Source organism: Capnocytophaga sp. FDAARGOS_737 (assembly GCF_009730375.1).
Lineage (GTDB): Bacteria > Bacteroidota > Bacteroidia > Flavobacteriales > Flavobacteriaceae > Capnocytophaga > Capnocytophaga leadbetteri.
In genome coordinates, this window is the sequence record NZ_CP046316.1 from 1,419,084 (window position 1) to 1,434,574 (window position 15,491).

Consider the following 15,491-nt stretch of genomic DNA (forward strand, 5'->3'; position numbering starts at 1 on the left):
TATTTGTATCTTTGCCCCCAAAGAGTAAAACAAAATTATATGTTCAGTATTTTCACCAAAATAAACAAGAAAGCATTCCGCAATGCTGTTATTGCTACATTGATAGTAATAGCTATTACGGTAATAGGTTCTGTAAACCTACAGAACTACGATGCTGCCCTGATGATATACTTTTTTGGTACTATCAGTATGACTTTTGGGATAGCTTATAAGCATAGTGTTTGGCTACAACGCCCCCCTACCCAAAAGTATTGGAAACGCACTTGGCAGCTGTTGCGCAGCAAAGATTATTGGGCACAACTGAAAGACTATGGTAGGCTAACTTTTAAAAACCTACTATTGCAGAAATTCTTAATGCCACGTAGCAAAATGCGCTGGTTGGGGCACTTCTTGCTATCTGTAGGTTGCTTGATTTCATTCGCTGTAACCTTTGGGCTTACCTTCGGATGGATGCACTTCACCTTAGTTCCCGGCACTACCGATATGTATGAAACCCATTTTATGGGCTTTTCAGTAATGACTTTTAAATTGGGTACTATTGTAGCCTTATTCCTCTTCCACATTCTAGTATGGACTGCCATAATGGTCATTATAGGTTCTGCTATAATGATGCATCGTCGCTTTGTAGATGAAGGGCAGATGGCAAGCCAATGGTTTGAGCGCGATTGGTTGCCCCTTATATTGCTGATAGTTGTATCAGTAACTGGATTGGGTATTTGGTTTGATTACTCATTCTTAGAAGGCAAAATGAGTCAGTTTATGGCTATTACCCACGCCATTGCAGTAGCGATGTTCCTAATGTGGATACCTTTTGGTAAATTCTTCCATATATTTCAGCGTCCTGCCCAGATAGGGGCAAATGTATACCGCCTAAAAGGGGCTAAAGAAGGGATGCAAGTATGTCCACACACCAAGGAAGAGTACGCTTGCAAAATGCAGATAAACGACCTAAAAGAGGTGACAAAAGAGCTCGGATTCAAATTAGAAAACAAAGAAGGAATGAGCTACTTAGAGTATAGTCCTGAAGGCAAACGCTGTATGCTAGCTAAAGCACACCTTAAAGCCCGTGAAGAAGCGGGTAGTTTCTTTGGTTAATTTCCTAATTCATTATTTTAAAAAGAGAAAATTATGGCAACGTTACCCGTACCCGTAGACGAAATTATAGCAAAGTGGGGGCCCCATAAGCACTATATGACAAAAGAGAGTGCTAAGGCGCGCGCCTCACAAACCCCTGACGAACTTGTAAAAACACACTGTTGTTTTTGCGGGTTGCAGTGTGGTATCAAACTCAAAATAAAAAACAAAAAAGTAGTAGGTTTTGAACCTTGGAGAGAGTTCCCTTTTAACGAAGGACGTCTTTGCCCTAAAGGAGTGCAACGTTATATGCAAGATAACCACCCTGACCGCCTACTACAACCTATAAAACGCGTAGAAGGTGTAGGCTTCGTACCTATAGAATGGGAAGAAGCTTACAGCACTGTAGTAAGTGAAATAAAACGCATACAAGAGCAATATGGCAGAAATGCCTTTGCAATGCTTTCAGGCGTATCACTTTCTACCGAAAAAAGTTATTTAGTAGGAAAATTTGCTCGTGTAGCCCTCAAAACAGCTAACTTAGACTATAACGGAAGGCTTTGTATGGTGAGTGCCGGAGCTGGTAATAAGAAAGCTTTTGGTATGGATAGATCATCTAACTCGTGGGCTGATCTTGCTCACGCTGAAGTGATTATCATAACAGGAGCTAATATCTCTGAATGTTTTCCTGTACTTACTTATCGTATATGGGAAGCCCGCGATAATGGAGCAAAAATTATAGTAATTGACCCTCGTGTAATTCCTTTAGCACGTACTGCCGATGTACACCTACCTTTGCGCTCTGGTACCGACACTGCCCTTATGAGTACTATGCTAAAAGTACTTATTGACAACGATTGGTTAGACCATGACTTTATAGACAACTACACTTCAGGTTGGGAAGAAACTGCTAAAACAGTAGAACACTGCACACTTGAATGGGGCGAAAAGATAACTGGTGTTCCTAAAGAATTGATATACAAAGCTGCTGAGATGTGGGGTAAAGCAAAAACCTCATTCTTAGTACATGCACGCGGTATTGAGCAACACCGCAAAGGGGTACTCAACGTGTTAAGCTGTATCAACTTAGTATTAGCAACTGGACGTATTGGTAAACCTTATTGCGGTTATGGTACTATTACCGGACAAGGAAACGGACAAGGAGGACGTGAACACGGACACAAATGCGACCAGCTACCTGGTAACCGCGATATAGAAAACCCTGAACACCGCCAGATAGTAGCTGATTTTTGGGGTATTCCTGAATCGGAACTACCACGTAAAGGACTCAGTGCTTACGAAATTATTGATGCTATCAACAAAGGAGAAATTAAAGGGTTACTTTCTATCTGCTTCAACCCTATTATCTCTTTACCTAATAACAAATACGTAAAAAGTGCCTTAGAAAAGCTCGAATTTTACACAGGTATTGATTTCTTCCTTTCAGAAACATTGCGTCACGCTAACATTGTATTAGCAGGCTCTTTGCAAGAAGAAGAAGAAGGTACTACCACTACTTCCGAAGGACGTGTAGTACGTATTTCGGGAGCTGTAACCCCTCCTGGAAAAGCTAAACGCGATATTGAAATTCTTAAAGAATTAGCAAAACGCCTTGGTCAGGAAGATAAGTTCAACTTCCCTACTTCCGAGGATATATTTAATGAAATTCGCCATATTTCGAAAGGTTCATATGCTGATTACTACGGTATTACTTACGAAAAAGTAGAAAAGAATATGGGCGTTTTCTGGCCATGCCCAAGTCTTGACCACCCAGGTACACCGCGTCTTTGGGAAGACCGTAAATTTAAGACTAACGACGGTAAGGCTCACTTTAACCCTACCCCTTATCAGCCACCGGTAGAAGAACCAGATGCTGACTATCCAGTAGTACTCACTACAGGACGTGTAGTAAGCCAGTACTTAAGTGGTACCCAAACACGCCGTATTGGTAAATTGGTAGATATTTACCCAGAACCATTAATGGAAATACACCCTGAGTTGGCAGCGAAATATGGTATAGAAGAAGGCGACTTGGTGCGTATTACTACTCGCCGCAACTCAGCAGTATTCCCTGCTAATGTAGTAGTAACAATCCGCAAAGATTCAATATTTGTACCTTATCACTGGGGAGGCGTGAACTCTGTAAACCAGCTCACTGTAGGATTAGAAGGTCTTGACCCTATCTCTAAGATGCCTGAGTTTAAAGTATGTGCCTGCAAGATAGAGAAAACAGGAGAGAAGAAAGCCAAAGACTCTGCTGAATATGCCTACAGAAGTAGAGATGTGCTATTTGCAGAGGGTGACACCCCTATCCCTAACTAAGTAAAAAAGAGTATACAAAAAGAGTAAAAACAAAATTCAATGGCAGAACAATTTAAAAAATTCAATGATATGGAGTTCTTCTTGGACATGCAGCGTTGCATAGGCTGTCACTCTTGCGAGATGGCTTGTGCAGAATGCGAAACCAATGGAGAGACCTCAATGATTCATATTCACTATGTAGACAGGCGCGAGACTGTACAAACTACTGTGCAAGTATGTATGCACTGTGATGACCCTATCTGTGCCAATGTATGTCCAGCAGATGCTATAGTGAAAGATGAATACGGTATTGTACACTCAGCTGATGTATCAAAATGTATCGGTTGTGCTAACTGCGTGCTTAGCTGTCCATTCGGTGTACCTAAGATACCTGACCAAAATGCACTGTTAATGATGAAGTGCAATATGTGTTACGACCGTACCAGCGTAGGCTTAAAGCCTATGTGTGCTACGGTATGTCCAAGTGGAGCACTTACTTTTGACACCAAAGAAAATGTGGCTAAAAAACGCCCTAATAGTACCCCTATTAAGAAGTTTATCTTTGGCGAAGAGGTAGTAACTACTAAGGTAAACCTAATGATGCCTAAGGGCAGTGAAGAGATTAAGGTATTTTAATTACAAAAAACACTAAAAAAATGGCAGACGAAAATAAAAACATACCCGACTGGAAAGCAGACTTTCCGATTAAGAAGACTGAAGCAGGCTATGTAGCGAGACGCGACTTCTTAAAAGTCATTACGCTCTTCTCTGGAATTATGGCAGCTGTAAATGTATTCATACCTGTATTCAACTTTTTCCATAAGCGGAAAGTGATTAAAGATTACTTTGTATGCAATGCATCAGAGCTAAAAGTAGGAACGCAAAAGACCTTCTATGTAGATGGCGACCACCGCAATCCGTATATGCTAATACGCTTAGCAGAAGACGATTGGCGTGTATACGAACAAAAATGTACCCACCTTTCTTGTTCGGTAATTTACGATCATGAGCACGGAATGATAGAATGTCCTTGTCATCACGGCTTTTTTGACGCCAAAGATGGTAAGGTACTGCAAGGACCTCCGCCACGCCCTCTACCACGCCTAAACGTAGTGGTAAAAGACGGCAAAATATTTGTGGAAGATTACACATACGAACAACAAATCAACCACAAAGCACACTCTTAATTAACAATTAACAATTTGATGTTATGGCAATTAGAAAAAAACCTATACAAAAAGCTACTACTCGTGTAAATGATATGTTAGCTTTTATCATTGGCATTTACATACTACTTACTGGTATGCAAATGTGGTTGCTATTTGGTACTATCAACAAAGCTCTATATCTGTATAATACAGAGATCAATGTACAAGAATTTGCTACGTGGTCAGCTATAGGCTCTGTAGTAATATTCTTATGCTTATTGTTCTTCTTACGTTATATACCAATGATTAAGACGGGAAAAATACTAAAAGGAGACGAAAAAGAAGAAGAGTATGAGTACTAATCTCACCGATGCATTTGGACGAAAACACACATATTTGCGGCTATCCATTACGGATAGCTGCAATTTTCGTTGTTTATACTGTATGCCAAACGAACCTTTCACTAGTAGTCCTTCTTCTAAACTAATGAATAGTGATGAAATCTTTGGTATTTCAAAAATATTTGTAGAACAATTTGGCATTAATAAAATACGTATCACCGGAGGAGAACCTCTCGTACGACAAGACTTTGATGAAATTATACAAAAGTTAGCTACCCTAAATATCTCATTAGGAGTTACTACTAATGGAGTGCTGCTCGATAGGTATTTTAACCTATTGAAAGTTCACAATGTACAACATCTAAACATCAGCATTGACTCTTTAGAGCAAGAGCGTTTTAAACAAATAACCAAACGAGACCTGCTGCCTCAAGTATGGGAAAATATAATGCGCAGTATAGATTTAGGGTTCAAGGTAAAGCTAAACGCTGTGATAATGAGGGGGATAAATGACGATGAATTACTACCATTAGTAGCCCTTTCGCATCGATACCCTATAGAGATGCGCTTTATAGAGTTTATGCCTTTTTACGGTAATACTTGGGAACGAGGAAAAGTAATTTCGGTAAATGAAATGCTCAGTACAATTGCTAAAGAATACAATTATATAAAGTTAGTAGATGAAAAACACGACACCTCTCGAAAATACCGTCTTACAGAAGATAGCAAAGGAATTTTTGGGTTTATATCGACTATGAGCAACGCATTCTGTGGTGGCTGCAATCGTATAAGGCTGACCTCTGACGGAAAGATGAAAAATTGCCTCTTTGGCGCAGAAGAGTTTGACTTGCTTAAGCTCTATCGACAAGGCAAGGACATAAGCAACCTCATAAAGGAAGGGGTATGGCGCAAACACAAAGAAAAAGGAGGTCAGTTCACCGAAATCAATACAGTGGATAGTCAAAAAATGGTAAACCGCAGTATGATAAAGATAGGTGGTTAATTTTTTTTTGTAAATATAAAAAAAGGTTGTACATTTGCCGCTTGAAAAAGAGTAATAAGGCTATCTATAAGCCTTATATTTTTAGACATCGTATAGCTTATTAAATCATAACGATTAAAACTGAAATAAAAACTAATTTTAAATATATCATTTTATGACTAAAAAATTCTTATTATTAGCAAGCGTTTTAGGAGGTTTCTATACCGCTTCTTCACAAGTTTCATTCACTAGTGGCGATGTAAAAGCGACACTTGGTACACGTTTTATGGCTGATGCTGTGTATTATGCCGATGATAAAGCTGAGATACCTTCAGGTACTAAGATTACTGAAGCCCGTGTACGTGTAGGCTTCAAAGTAGATCAATGGGATGCCTATGCCGATTTTGATTTTGCATCACCTACAGGAGCTAATCGCACACGCGACTTATGGGTGCGCTACACTTTTAAAAATGAAGAAGGAGTGTATAAAGCTTTGCGTTTTGGCTATCAGTGGGAGCCCTTCGGAATGACTACTAACACAGGACGTATGGCATATCACTTTATACAACGTCCTAATTATCATAATGCTTTAGGGGGCGGTCGACTTTTAGGACTTACTTACTATTATGCAAATCCTAAATTCTTTACTCACACAGGTATTTTTAGTGAGCGTCCTTATAATGACCAAAATAGTGGTACTTCAGGAATAGTACTCTCTGGGCGTTACATTTACAAACCTATTGCTGATGAAAACAGTACCCTTCAGATAGGAACCAGCCAGCGTTTTGCTATTATAAACACTTATAAAACAGCTTCTTATACTCTTTCGGTTTCTTCTCCTCTAGAAACCAATGTATTGCCAAGTGCTAACAAAATAGGTGCCACGATAAATATATTAGACCCTAAAAATAGTTACCGTTTTGGAGTTGAAAGTATGTATCACAACTCAGATTTCTTTATAAGAGGAGAGTATATGAAAACTTTTGTAAATAAAAAGACATCTGGAACTGCAGAGTACCAATCTGCTTATGTAGAAACAGGATATACTTTCAACGGCAATTACAAATACGACAACCAAAAAGCCGTACTAAAAGGGCTTAACAAAGCAGGAAATGTAGAAGCGGTAGCGCGCGTTAGCTGGACAGACCTATATAGTGGTATTAACACTAATGGTGTAAGCGGTGGGGTACAAATGCGCAACTATACATTAGGAGCTAACTATGTAATAAACAAATATGCCCAACTAATGCTTTCGTACACCTATACTAACCTGACAAGCAAAACAAAGAACGACAAAAATATAGGTATGCTACAAGCACGTGCTATGTTTAACTTTTAATATTATTAAACAATGAAAAGAATATCAAAAATTATTTTAACCCTCGTTTTAGCATTACTCATCAATGCTTATAGTTTCGCAGCTGATAAGATAACTGTAGCAGCAGCAGCTAACCTTCGCTATGTATTAGAAGAACTCAAACAACAATACGTAAAATCGCACAAAGATACCCAGATAGACATTGTATTTGGTGCTTCAGGAACACTAACTCAACAAATAGTAAATGGTGCTAACTTCGATTTGTTTTTAGCCGCTAACACTAAATTCCCTGAAGAAGTTATTAGCAAAGGCTTCGGGCACCGAAAATCAGTAGTGTACTGCTATGGTAAAGTAGCCCTTTGGAGTATGAATATCAATGTAAAAAAAGGTATTAAAGCTACTTTAGAAAACCCTAAAGTAAGTCGTATAGCCATTGCTAATCCTAAATTAGCCCCTTATGGTAAAAATGCTGTAGAAACCCTACAAAAATTAGGACTATATAACGGTATAGAATCTAAAATAGTATGGGGTGAAAACATCAATCAAACAGCACAATTCGTTTCTACTGGCAATGCTCAAGTTGGTTTTGTAGCCCTTTCTACTATTTTAGCACCAGAGATGAAGGGTAAACAAGGCAAGTACTACATACTCACTAATGAAGAATGTACTCCTATAGCGCAAGCTGGTGTAGTAATAAAAGATAAGAATACCGCACTTGCACAAGCCTTTTTAGACTATTTACTAAGTGAAAAAGCTAAACCTATCTGGAAAAAACACGGTTACGAACTAAAATAATGGAAGAATTTATAAAAACCTTATTATTAACGGGTAAAATGGCAGTTATTACTACTGCCATTTTATTCATTTTTAGCCTACCAGTATCATATTGGTTAGCATATAGCAAATTTAAAGGTAAAGTACTATTCGAAGCCTTATTATGTATGCCTATGGTACTCCCCCCTACCGTATTAGGTTATTATTTCTTATTACTTATTAGCCCTACACGCGGATTAGGAAAATACTTAAGTGAGACATTTGAGATACAGCTGGCTTTCACTTTTGAAGGAGTGGTAATGGCTAGTATAGTAGCTAATTTACCCTTTATGATTCAGCCCCTACAAAATGGTTTTACAGCACTACCTAAACAACTGAAAGAAGCAGCTTATACCTTAGGAAAAAGCAAATGGACAACCTTTTGGCGTGTACTTTTACCTAATATAAAACCTTCTATTATAACAGGTTTAGCACTTACTTTTGCTCATTGTATAGGCGAATTTGGTATCGTACTGATGATTGGTGGTAGCATTCCTAACGAGACAAAAGTAGCTTCAATAGAACTGTATGACCAAGTGCAAGCACTCAACTATGAGCTTGCCGACCAATACGCTCTGATATTATTTGCTATTTCATTTATACTGCTATTGGTTATTTTCAGTATTAACAAAAGACAAAATACAAATTACCTATGATTACTATAGACATTTCACATACTATTTACACTTCAGAAGGAGCTAAAGACCTATTGGTAAACAAAACTGTAAAAGAAGGTGCTTTAGTACAACTATCAGGACTTTCGGGCATAGGCAAAACGACCCTATTCCGCATTTTGGCGGGACTTATAAAACCAGATCGAGGCTTCTTTCGTGTAGGTGATAAAATATTGTTAAACACTGAAAAGAATATCAACCTACCGCCCCAACAACGCAATATAGCTCTGATGTTTCAAGAGTATGCTCTTTTTCCGAATATGACGGTCTGGGAGAATATCGCCTTTGCCCAAAAGCAAAAAGACCCTGCTTATATAAGTCTGTTGCTCGAAAACTTCAAAATGGAGCAGCTAAAAAACCGAAAAGTAACTCAACTATCAGGAGGACAACAGCAACGAGTAGCCTTAGCGCGTACTTTAGCACAAAAAGCCTCTATTACACTACTTGATGAACCTTTTTCATCAGTTGATGCTACTATGAGAGCTATTATGAAGCAAGAAGTACTCTCATTTCTGACTACAACCAAAAGTACTATATTTATTATAAGTCATCAGACTGAAGATTTTGAAAAAGAAGCTGATGACAAAATAATAATTACAAATACAAAAGACGAAGAACTAAGACATTAATTTCATTACAAGATGACCATATCTTAAAAAAAAGTGTTATATTTGCAGCCAATTAACAGTTCAACTTTTCAATGAAAAAAATTATATCTTCACTTATATGTATACCGCTACTATGGAGTTGTGGCGATGAAAATAGTACTTATACTAATACTGCTGAAATCCCTGTAGAAGGAGAAATGGTAGCACAACTCACTTCACCTCCTTTCGTACCTGCCCCTGTAGGAAATCGCAAGGCTACTAAACTAAGCGTTACCCTCGAAATCATAGAAAAAGAAGGCGAATTGGCAGATGGCACTAAATACCTTTTTTGGACGTTTGGCGGTACGGTACCTGGAAATTTTATCCGTGCTCGTGTAGGCGATGAAGTATCATTCACTCTCAAAAATCACCCTGATAACAAATTAGCACACAATATCGACCTCCACGCTGTAACGGGTACAGGAGGCGGTGCTGATGCATCGTTAGTAGCCCCAGGGCAGCAGCGTACTTTCACTTTTAAGTGTCTCAACCCAGGGTTATTCGTTTATCACTGCGCTCAAGCCCCTGTGCCTCTACATATTGCTAATGGTATGTACGGACTTATATTGGTAGAGCCCGAAGGCGGTCTGCCCCCAGTGGATATGGAATACTATGTAATGCAAGGCGATTTCTATACAGAAGGAGACTACGGAGCCCAAGGATTACAAGCCTTTAGTCAGGAGAAAGCCCTTGCCGAAAAGCCTGATTATGTGCTTTTCAATGGTAAAGTAGGTGCCCTCACAGGCGATAAAGCCCTTACGGTGAACGCTGGTGAAACAGTGCGCCTTTTTGTAGGGAATGGAGGACCTAACCTTATCTCTTCTTTCCACGTAATAGGCGAAATCTTTGACCGAGTGCAGGTAGAAGGAGGTAAGCTCGTAAATGAAAACGTACAGACAACTGTTATTCCGGCAGGTGGGGCAGCCATAGTAGAGTTTAAGGTAGAAATACCCGGTTCTTATACTTTGGTAGACCACGCTATTTTCCGCGCTTTCAATAAAGGTGCACTAGGACAGCTCATTGCTCAAGGACGTGAAAATCCAGTTATTTATGGCAAGCAAGAGCCCGTACCTTATCAAGCTAAAGTAACAAATAGTCAAGTGACCACTAACGAAGCTACCTCTATTAAAGAAACAAGTAATAAAACGCTAGCACAACAGATAGAAGATGGTAAAAAAGTGTACCAACGCACTTGTATTGCTTGTCATCAGGTGCAAGGACAAGGCTTGGAAGGGGCTTTTCCGCCTTTAGCAAAAGCCGACTACCTCAATGCCGATGTAGATAGAGCTATAGAGACCGTACTGAAAGGGCATACAGGAGGAATTACTGTAAATGGAAAACAGTACAACAGCGTAATGCCTCCACAACCGCTTACCCCAGAGCAAATAGCCGATGTACTCACCTATGTATATCACAACTGGGAAAACAACAAAACCGTAGTAAGCCCTGAAAAAGTAAAGAAAGTAAGAGACAAACGTTAATAGGGGTAAATGATGAGAAGATACTTTACCTATATAATATTTTTATGCTTTTGTGGGTTACTCTTAGGACAAACTCCTACTCCAATGGTAACGATTAAAGGAGGAAGCTATGTGCCTTTGTATGGAGTGAAAGGGGAGAATAAAGCGACAAAGCCCGTAAACGTAAAGAGCTTTCAGCTAGATATATACCCCGTAACCAATGCACAATACAAAGCTTTTTTGGAGAAGCACCCCGAGTGGCAACGCTCTCGAGTAAAGGGAATCTTTGCACAGAAGAGTTATCTTTTGCACTGGCAGAGCGACTTAGATTTTAGTCCGCTAGATGCACAAGCCCCTGTTACCCACATCTCGTGGTTTGCTGCCAAGAAATATTGTGAGTGTGAAGGGAAGCGGCTACCGACAACCGACGAGTGGGAGTATGTAGCCCAAGCCGATGCCCAAAGTATAGATGCACGCAAGAAGAAACATTACCAAGAATATATAGTGCGGAGTATGCAAACGCCGAAGACCTACCTACAGAAAGTGGGGAGCACGTCCAAGAACTATTGGGGAGTGTATGATATGCACGGCTTAGTATGGGAATGGGTGGCGGACTTCAACAGTGTGCTTCTCTCGGGCGACTCGCGCAAAGACAAGCAAGGAGATGATGCTCTTTTTTGTGGCGGGAGTGCGCTCAATGCTTCCGACCTTACTAACTATGGAGCTTTTATGCGGTATGCGCTACGAGGGAGCCTTAGAGCGAACTATACGATGCTGAATATGGGCTTCAGATGTGCAAAAAATAATTAAAAAATGAAGGTAACTACTATATTTATTTGTATTTTTGCCGTTGTAATGCTTTTGTTGTGCTTGGGCGTAGTGATTTATAGCACCTTTATAAACTATACTTTGTGGTATATTCCGGTGATATTTAGCATTCCGTTGGTAGTAGCGTTGTTATTTGTATTAGGGCACTATTTTGATTTTTCAGGAGATACGACAGATGCAGATAAAAGCAGTATTACTTATGATGATAAGGGTTTTACAATAGATATTCCGTTATTTGATGAAACCAACTTTATCGCTTGGGATAGTATAAAGAAGATAATCTATAGTGATGGTTCACTAGAGGATGAGCGTATGTTTGTTGTTTACTTGAATAGCCCCTTGGTAGCAACTCTTAAAGAACGCCCTAATTGGATAAATAAATATACCTTCAAATGGAGTAATAGCAAGCCTATTATGGAAGTAAGGATTAAAGCCTCGACAATAGGTTTTCGAGACTTTGCAAAGGAAATAAGTGAGTATTTGGATAATGTACAAATACCTAATATGGACAGAAGAAGAAATGGTGTTTTGGTAAATAGAACCGAAAAAACTACGACTCATACAAGAGAAGTAACAGAATTATGGAAAGTGAAAGAATGGAATGGGGCGCAAATAGTATATCACGATGAAAGATATTGTAACAAAATATAAAGATATTATAGAAGATTGCGAGTTGTTATTAGGCGATAATAACAACTTAAAGAATATGTCATATAACGATATAGACAAAATCTGTAATTATGTGATAGTAGATATTTATAAACAATCGGCAGAGTTAACAATTATAGCATTAGTGAATATTTATATCAAAGCTACTATTGTAGATGCTAATACAGATTATGATAGATTGAAAGAATATGTACAAGAATTTCTATACTATGATGGGACAACAAGCTCGTATAGATATATAAGAGCTAAATTGAAAGAAATAAAAGGGATTATGGAACAAGGAATTGACGATAAATACCTTTATCGTAATTATGAAGAAGTAGTAGATGTTTTGGAGGGATTTTTAGAAGATTTAGAAGCAAAATATGATAAAATGAAGATAAACCTTAGAAAAAATTACTATTAATGAAAACACTATATTTTATTTTACTGAGTTTGTTATTGCTCAATTGTAATAACCACAATAGAAATACAACTACAACTGACACAAAAGCAGTGGCAGATAGTACCGCTACAAAGACGACGGATAGTTTTTCAGATTTATCAGTATATCACTTGCCAGCGGTATGGACAACCCAAAATGGGGATAACATAGAGCTCAAAGACCTCAAAGGGAATGTATTGGTGGTGGTGATGATCTACACCTCTTGCAAGACGGCTTGTCCTATCCTTATTAAAGATATGCGCGAAATACGCAAGCGCGTAGATGAACAAGCAGGAGACAAGCGCAAACAAGTGAAATACCTTTTGGTGAGTATAGACCCCGAGACGGATACACCAGAGCACTTAAAAGCCTTTGCCAAAGAAAGGCAAATGGACGATGAGCAGTGGCTATTCCTTCGATCTAATGAAGAACAAACACGAGAGTTTGCGGCAGTACTTGCCGTGAACTACAAGCAAATATCACCAGTGGATTTCTCACATTCTAACATTATTAGTGTGTTTAACAAGAAAGGAGAATTGGTATCGCAACAAGAAGGTTTAGGCATTGACTATGACAGGACTGTGAAGGAAACCCTTAAACAATTAGCAAATTAATATGGTAAATACAAATCAAGCAAAAGACCTCATTGAGGCACATATTCAAACTACAGAGGTAGTAGAAGTACCTCTTATAGAAGCCCTCGGGGGGTATTTGGCGACACATATATTTGCTCCTATTGCAGTGCCTTCATTTTCTAATTCGGCTATGGACGGCTATGGCTTCCGCTATATGGATAGCCTCAGCACTGATACCTTTACAATAGTAGGCGAAGTACCAGCAGGTAAAACTGTAGACATTGCTTTGGGAAAAGGAGAGGCAGTGCGTATCTTCACAGGGGCGCGTGTACCCAGCAGTGTTGATACAGTGGTCATTCAAGAAAAAGTAACTCGTGAAGGCAATACAATCCATTTCGACACTACCAAAGTCAAAAAAGGAGAGAATATTCGTTTCAAAGGCGAACAGTCAAAAGAAGGCGACCTTGTATTACACGAAAATACCTTTGTAAATGCAGCTGTAGTAGGATTTCTTGCCAGCTTAGGTATTGATAAAGTAAAGATATTTGCCAAACCTACTATCGGTTTACTTTACACAGGTGATGAGTTAGTAGAGATAGGCAACCCTCTCCCTGAAGGCAAAATTTACAATGCTAATTCTTATACTCTACAAGCTGCGTTGGCTGAGATAGGACAATCACTTTCATTAGTACAACACATCGCCGACACCCAACAAGCTACTGAAGAAGCTATACGCGAAGCTCTCGAAAAAGTAGATATACTCTTACTTTCGGGAGGTATATCGGTAGGCGACTACGACTTTGTGCGCACTTCTCTTCAAAACATAGGTGTAGAAGAAGTCTTTTATAAAGTAGCTCAAAAACCTGGAAAGCCTCTTTATTTCGGTAAGTATGGACATAAGAGAATATTTGCTCTACCTGGTAATCCTGCTTCGGTATTCACTTGTTATCATATGTATGTAAAACCTTTTATTTTAGGATGTTATGGCAGAAATAACTTCCGCAAAGAGATGGACTACGCAACCCTTACACATCCTTACGACCGCAAGAAAGGAGAAGTTACACAATATTTAAAAGCCTACGTTGATAAAGCTAAAGTGATGGTGCTACATTCGCAAGAGTCGCATAAGCTCGATACCTTGCCTCTCACCAATTGCTTATTAGAGTTTCCTGCAGGCAAAACAATACTTGAAAAAGACGAAAAAGTAAAGATATGGAGACTGTAACTATCAAAGGACATATTTGGTTTCAAACTGAAACAGGACTTCGCATAGGTGAAGGAAGAGCCAAACTATTAGAGCAAATAGACCTTTCGGGGTCTATATCTGAAGCTGCCCGTCAGCTAAAAATACCCTACCGCCGTGCTTGGGGAATGGTGCGTGAAATGAACAATAACGCCAAAGAGCCTCTTGTTATCAAAGAAGTAGGAGGTAAAGATGGCGGACGCAGTATCTTAACTAAGGAAGGTAAGAAAATCGTAGCACTATTTAAGAAAGTAGATCAGTGTTTTAAAAACTTTTCAAAAGATGAAAGCTATCGTCTTAGCAGGGGGCAAGAGTAGCCGAATGGGAGAAAACAAAGCCCTTCTTACTTTTGAAGGAGAACCCCTGCTTGCACGTATAGGAAACTGTTTAGAAGATTTAGGGCACGAAGTCTATATAGCTGGAGAAAAGGCTGAATATGATGTTTTCCCCTACCCTCAGATAGCAGACATATACCCTAACAAAGGTCCTTTAGGAGGAATTTACAGTGCCTTAGTGCATCTAAAAAAAGATATATTAGTATGCCCTTGTGATATGCCTCTCTTAGATAGAAATATATTTTATTTTTTGCAATCAACTGCCGATTATAGCAAAATAAATGTACTCACTTATAATGAAAAGGTATTTCCTACTTTAGGCATTTATCCTTATGCTTATGTTGCTCAACTGCAAAACTATATAACACAAAACAAACTAAAAATGCTGACTATTCTTGAAGAATTAGGAGCAAAAAAACACTCTTATCCTATATGTAATTCCCAACAATATTTTGCCAATATCAATACTCCAGAAGATTGGACGACGCTATTAAAAAACAAATGATATATAACAATGGCACAGCTATTGCAATATATTACCCTGATTGATACACTAAGTAAATACTATTATACTATCAATCAGGGAGATAGCTTTTTATAGTCCTCACTAAACTATTAAACTATTCGTCAGTCAGGCAAAGATCTTACTGACAAAATGT

At 38.8% G+C, this 15,491-nt stretch carries 18 protein-coding genes; all 18 read left to right on the top strand.

All coding sequences use genetic code 11. From position 1 onward, the window contains the following. Positions 1-39: 39 nt before the first annotated feature. The 18 genes from FOC45_RS06305 to FOC45_RS06390 all read left to right on the top strand — a co-directional run bounded on the left by FOC45_RS06305 (position 40) and on the right by FOC45_RS06390 (position 15,337). Positions 40-1,095: a hypothetical protein gene (locus FOC45_RS06305; protein ID WP_009389859.1), complete on the top strand. Its 1,056-nt coding sequence runs from the start codon at positions 40-42 to the stop codon at positions 1,093-1,095. A 33-nt stretch (positions 1,096-1,128) separates the two neighbouring features. Then, positions 1,129-3,396: a molybdopterin oxidoreductase family protein gene (locus FOC45_RS06310; RefSeq protein ID WP_009389858.1), complete on the top strand. Its 2,268-nt coding sequence runs from the start codon at positions 1,129-1,131 to the stop codon at positions 3,394-3,396. Positions 3,397-3,435: 39 nt separating this feature from the next. Then, positions 3,436-4,011, top strand: a complete 576-nt coding sequence (locus FOC45_RS06315; protein WP_009389857.1) for a 4Fe-4S dicluster domain-containing protein — start codon at positions 3,436-3,438, stop codon at positions 4,009-4,011. A 20-nt stretch (positions 4,012-4,031) separates the two neighbouring features. Continuing rightward, positions 4,032-4,562, top strand: a complete 531-nt coding sequence (locus tag FOC45_RS06320) for a ubiquinol-cytochrome c reductase iron-sulfur subunit (protein ID WP_009389856.1) — start codon at positions 4,032-4,034, stop codon at positions 4,560-4,562. Between the two features lie 23 nt (positions 4,563-4,585). Next, entirely contained in the window at positions 4,586-4,885 is a 300-nt protein-coding gene (locus tag FOC45_RS06325; RefSeq protein ID WP_009389855.1) for a hypothetical protein, read from the top strand. After that, on the top strand, positions 4,875-5,867 hold the full coding sequence (gene moaA / locus FOC45_RS06330) for a GTP 3',8-cyclase MoaA (protein WP_034540110.1): 993 nt from the start codon (positions 4,875-4,877) through the stop codon (positions 5,865-5,867). The genes FOC45_RS06325 and moaA overlap by 11 nt, the downstream gene beginning before the upstream one ends. A 154-nt stretch (positions 5,868-6,021) precedes the next feature. Beyond that, on the top strand, positions 6,022-7,185 hold the full coding sequence (locus FOC45_RS06335; RefSeq protein WP_009389853.1) for a phosphate porin: 1,164 nt from the start codon (positions 6,022-6,024) through the stop codon (positions 7,183-7,185). 12 nt (positions 7,186-7,197) lie between these two features. Continuing rightward, the gene (modA, locus tag FOC45_RS06340; RefSeq protein ID WP_009389852.1) at positions 7,198-7,959 is read left to right on the top strand and encodes a molybdate ABC transporter substrate-binding protein; all 762 of its coding nucleotides are present in this window, start codon (positions 7,198-7,200) and stop codon (positions 7,957-7,959) included. Further along, entirely contained in the window at positions 7,959-8,633 is a 675-nt protein-coding gene (gene modB / locus FOC45_RS06345) for a molybdate ABC transporter permease subunit (protein ID WP_009389851.1), read from the top strand. The genes modA and modB overlap by 1 nt, the downstream gene beginning before the upstream one ends. Further along, a complete protein-coding gene (locus FOC45_RS06350; protein WP_009389850.1) occupies positions 8,630-9,280 on the top strand; it encodes an ATP-binding cassette domain-containing protein in 651 nt (216 codons plus the stop codon). The genes modB and FOC45_RS06350 overlap by 4 nt, the downstream gene beginning before the upstream one ends. A gap of 71 nt (positions 9,281-9,351) precedes the next feature. After that, positions 9,352-10,779: a copper-containing nitrite reductase gene (gene nirK / locus FOC45_RS06355; RefSeq protein ID WP_009389849.1), complete on the top strand. Its 1,428-nt coding sequence runs from the start codon at positions 9,352-9,354 to the stop codon at positions 10,777-10,779. Between the two features lie 9 nt (positions 10,780-10,788). After that, on the top strand, positions 10,789-11,568 hold the full coding sequence (locus tag FOC45_RS06360; RefSeq protein WP_034540111.1) for a formylglycine-generating enzyme family protein: 780 nt from the start codon (positions 10,789-10,791) through the stop codon (positions 11,566-11,568). 3 nt (positions 11,569-11,571) lie between these two features. Next, a complete protein-coding gene (locus FOC45_RS06365) occupies positions 11,572-12,237 on the top strand; it encodes a hypothetical protein (protein ID WP_009389847.1) in 666 nt (221 codons plus the stop codon). After that, positions 12,212-12,661, top strand: coding sequence for a hypothetical protein (locus FOC45_RS06370; RefSeq protein ID WP_009389846.1), 450 nt, complete (start codon positions 12,212-12,214; stop codon positions 12,659-12,661). Before FOC45_RS06365 ends, FOC45_RS06370 begins: the two co-directional genes overlap by 26 nt. Then, on the top strand, positions 12,661-13,293 hold the full coding sequence (locus FOC45_RS06375) for an SCO family protein (RefSeq protein ID WP_009389845.1): 633 nt from the start codon (positions 12,661-12,663) through the stop codon (positions 13,291-13,293). Before FOC45_RS06370 ends, FOC45_RS06375 begins: the two co-directional genes overlap by 1 nt. A gap of 1 nt (position 13,294) precedes the next feature. After that, positions 13,295-14,479, top strand: coding sequence for a gephyrin-like molybdotransferase Glp (gene glp / locus FOC45_RS06380; RefSeq protein WP_009389844.1), 1,185 nt, complete (start codon positions 13,295-13,297; stop codon positions 14,477-14,479). Beyond that, on the top strand, positions 14,467-14,814 hold the full coding sequence (locus FOC45_RS06385; RefSeq protein WP_009389843.1) for a winged helix-turn-helix domain-containing protein: 348 nt from the start codon (positions 14,467-14,469) through the stop codon (positions 14,812-14,814). Before glp ends, FOC45_RS06385 begins: the two co-directional genes overlap by 13 nt. Beyond that, complete coding sequence (locus tag FOC45_RS06390; RefSeq protein ID WP_034540113.1) at positions 14,780-15,337, top strand: molybdenum cofactor guanylyltransferase; 558 nt, start codon at positions 14,780-14,782, stop codon at positions 15,335-15,337. Before FOC45_RS06385 ends, FOC45_RS06390 begins: the two co-directional genes overlap by 35 nt. The last annotated feature ends 154 nt before the right edge of the window (positions 15,338-15,491 follow it).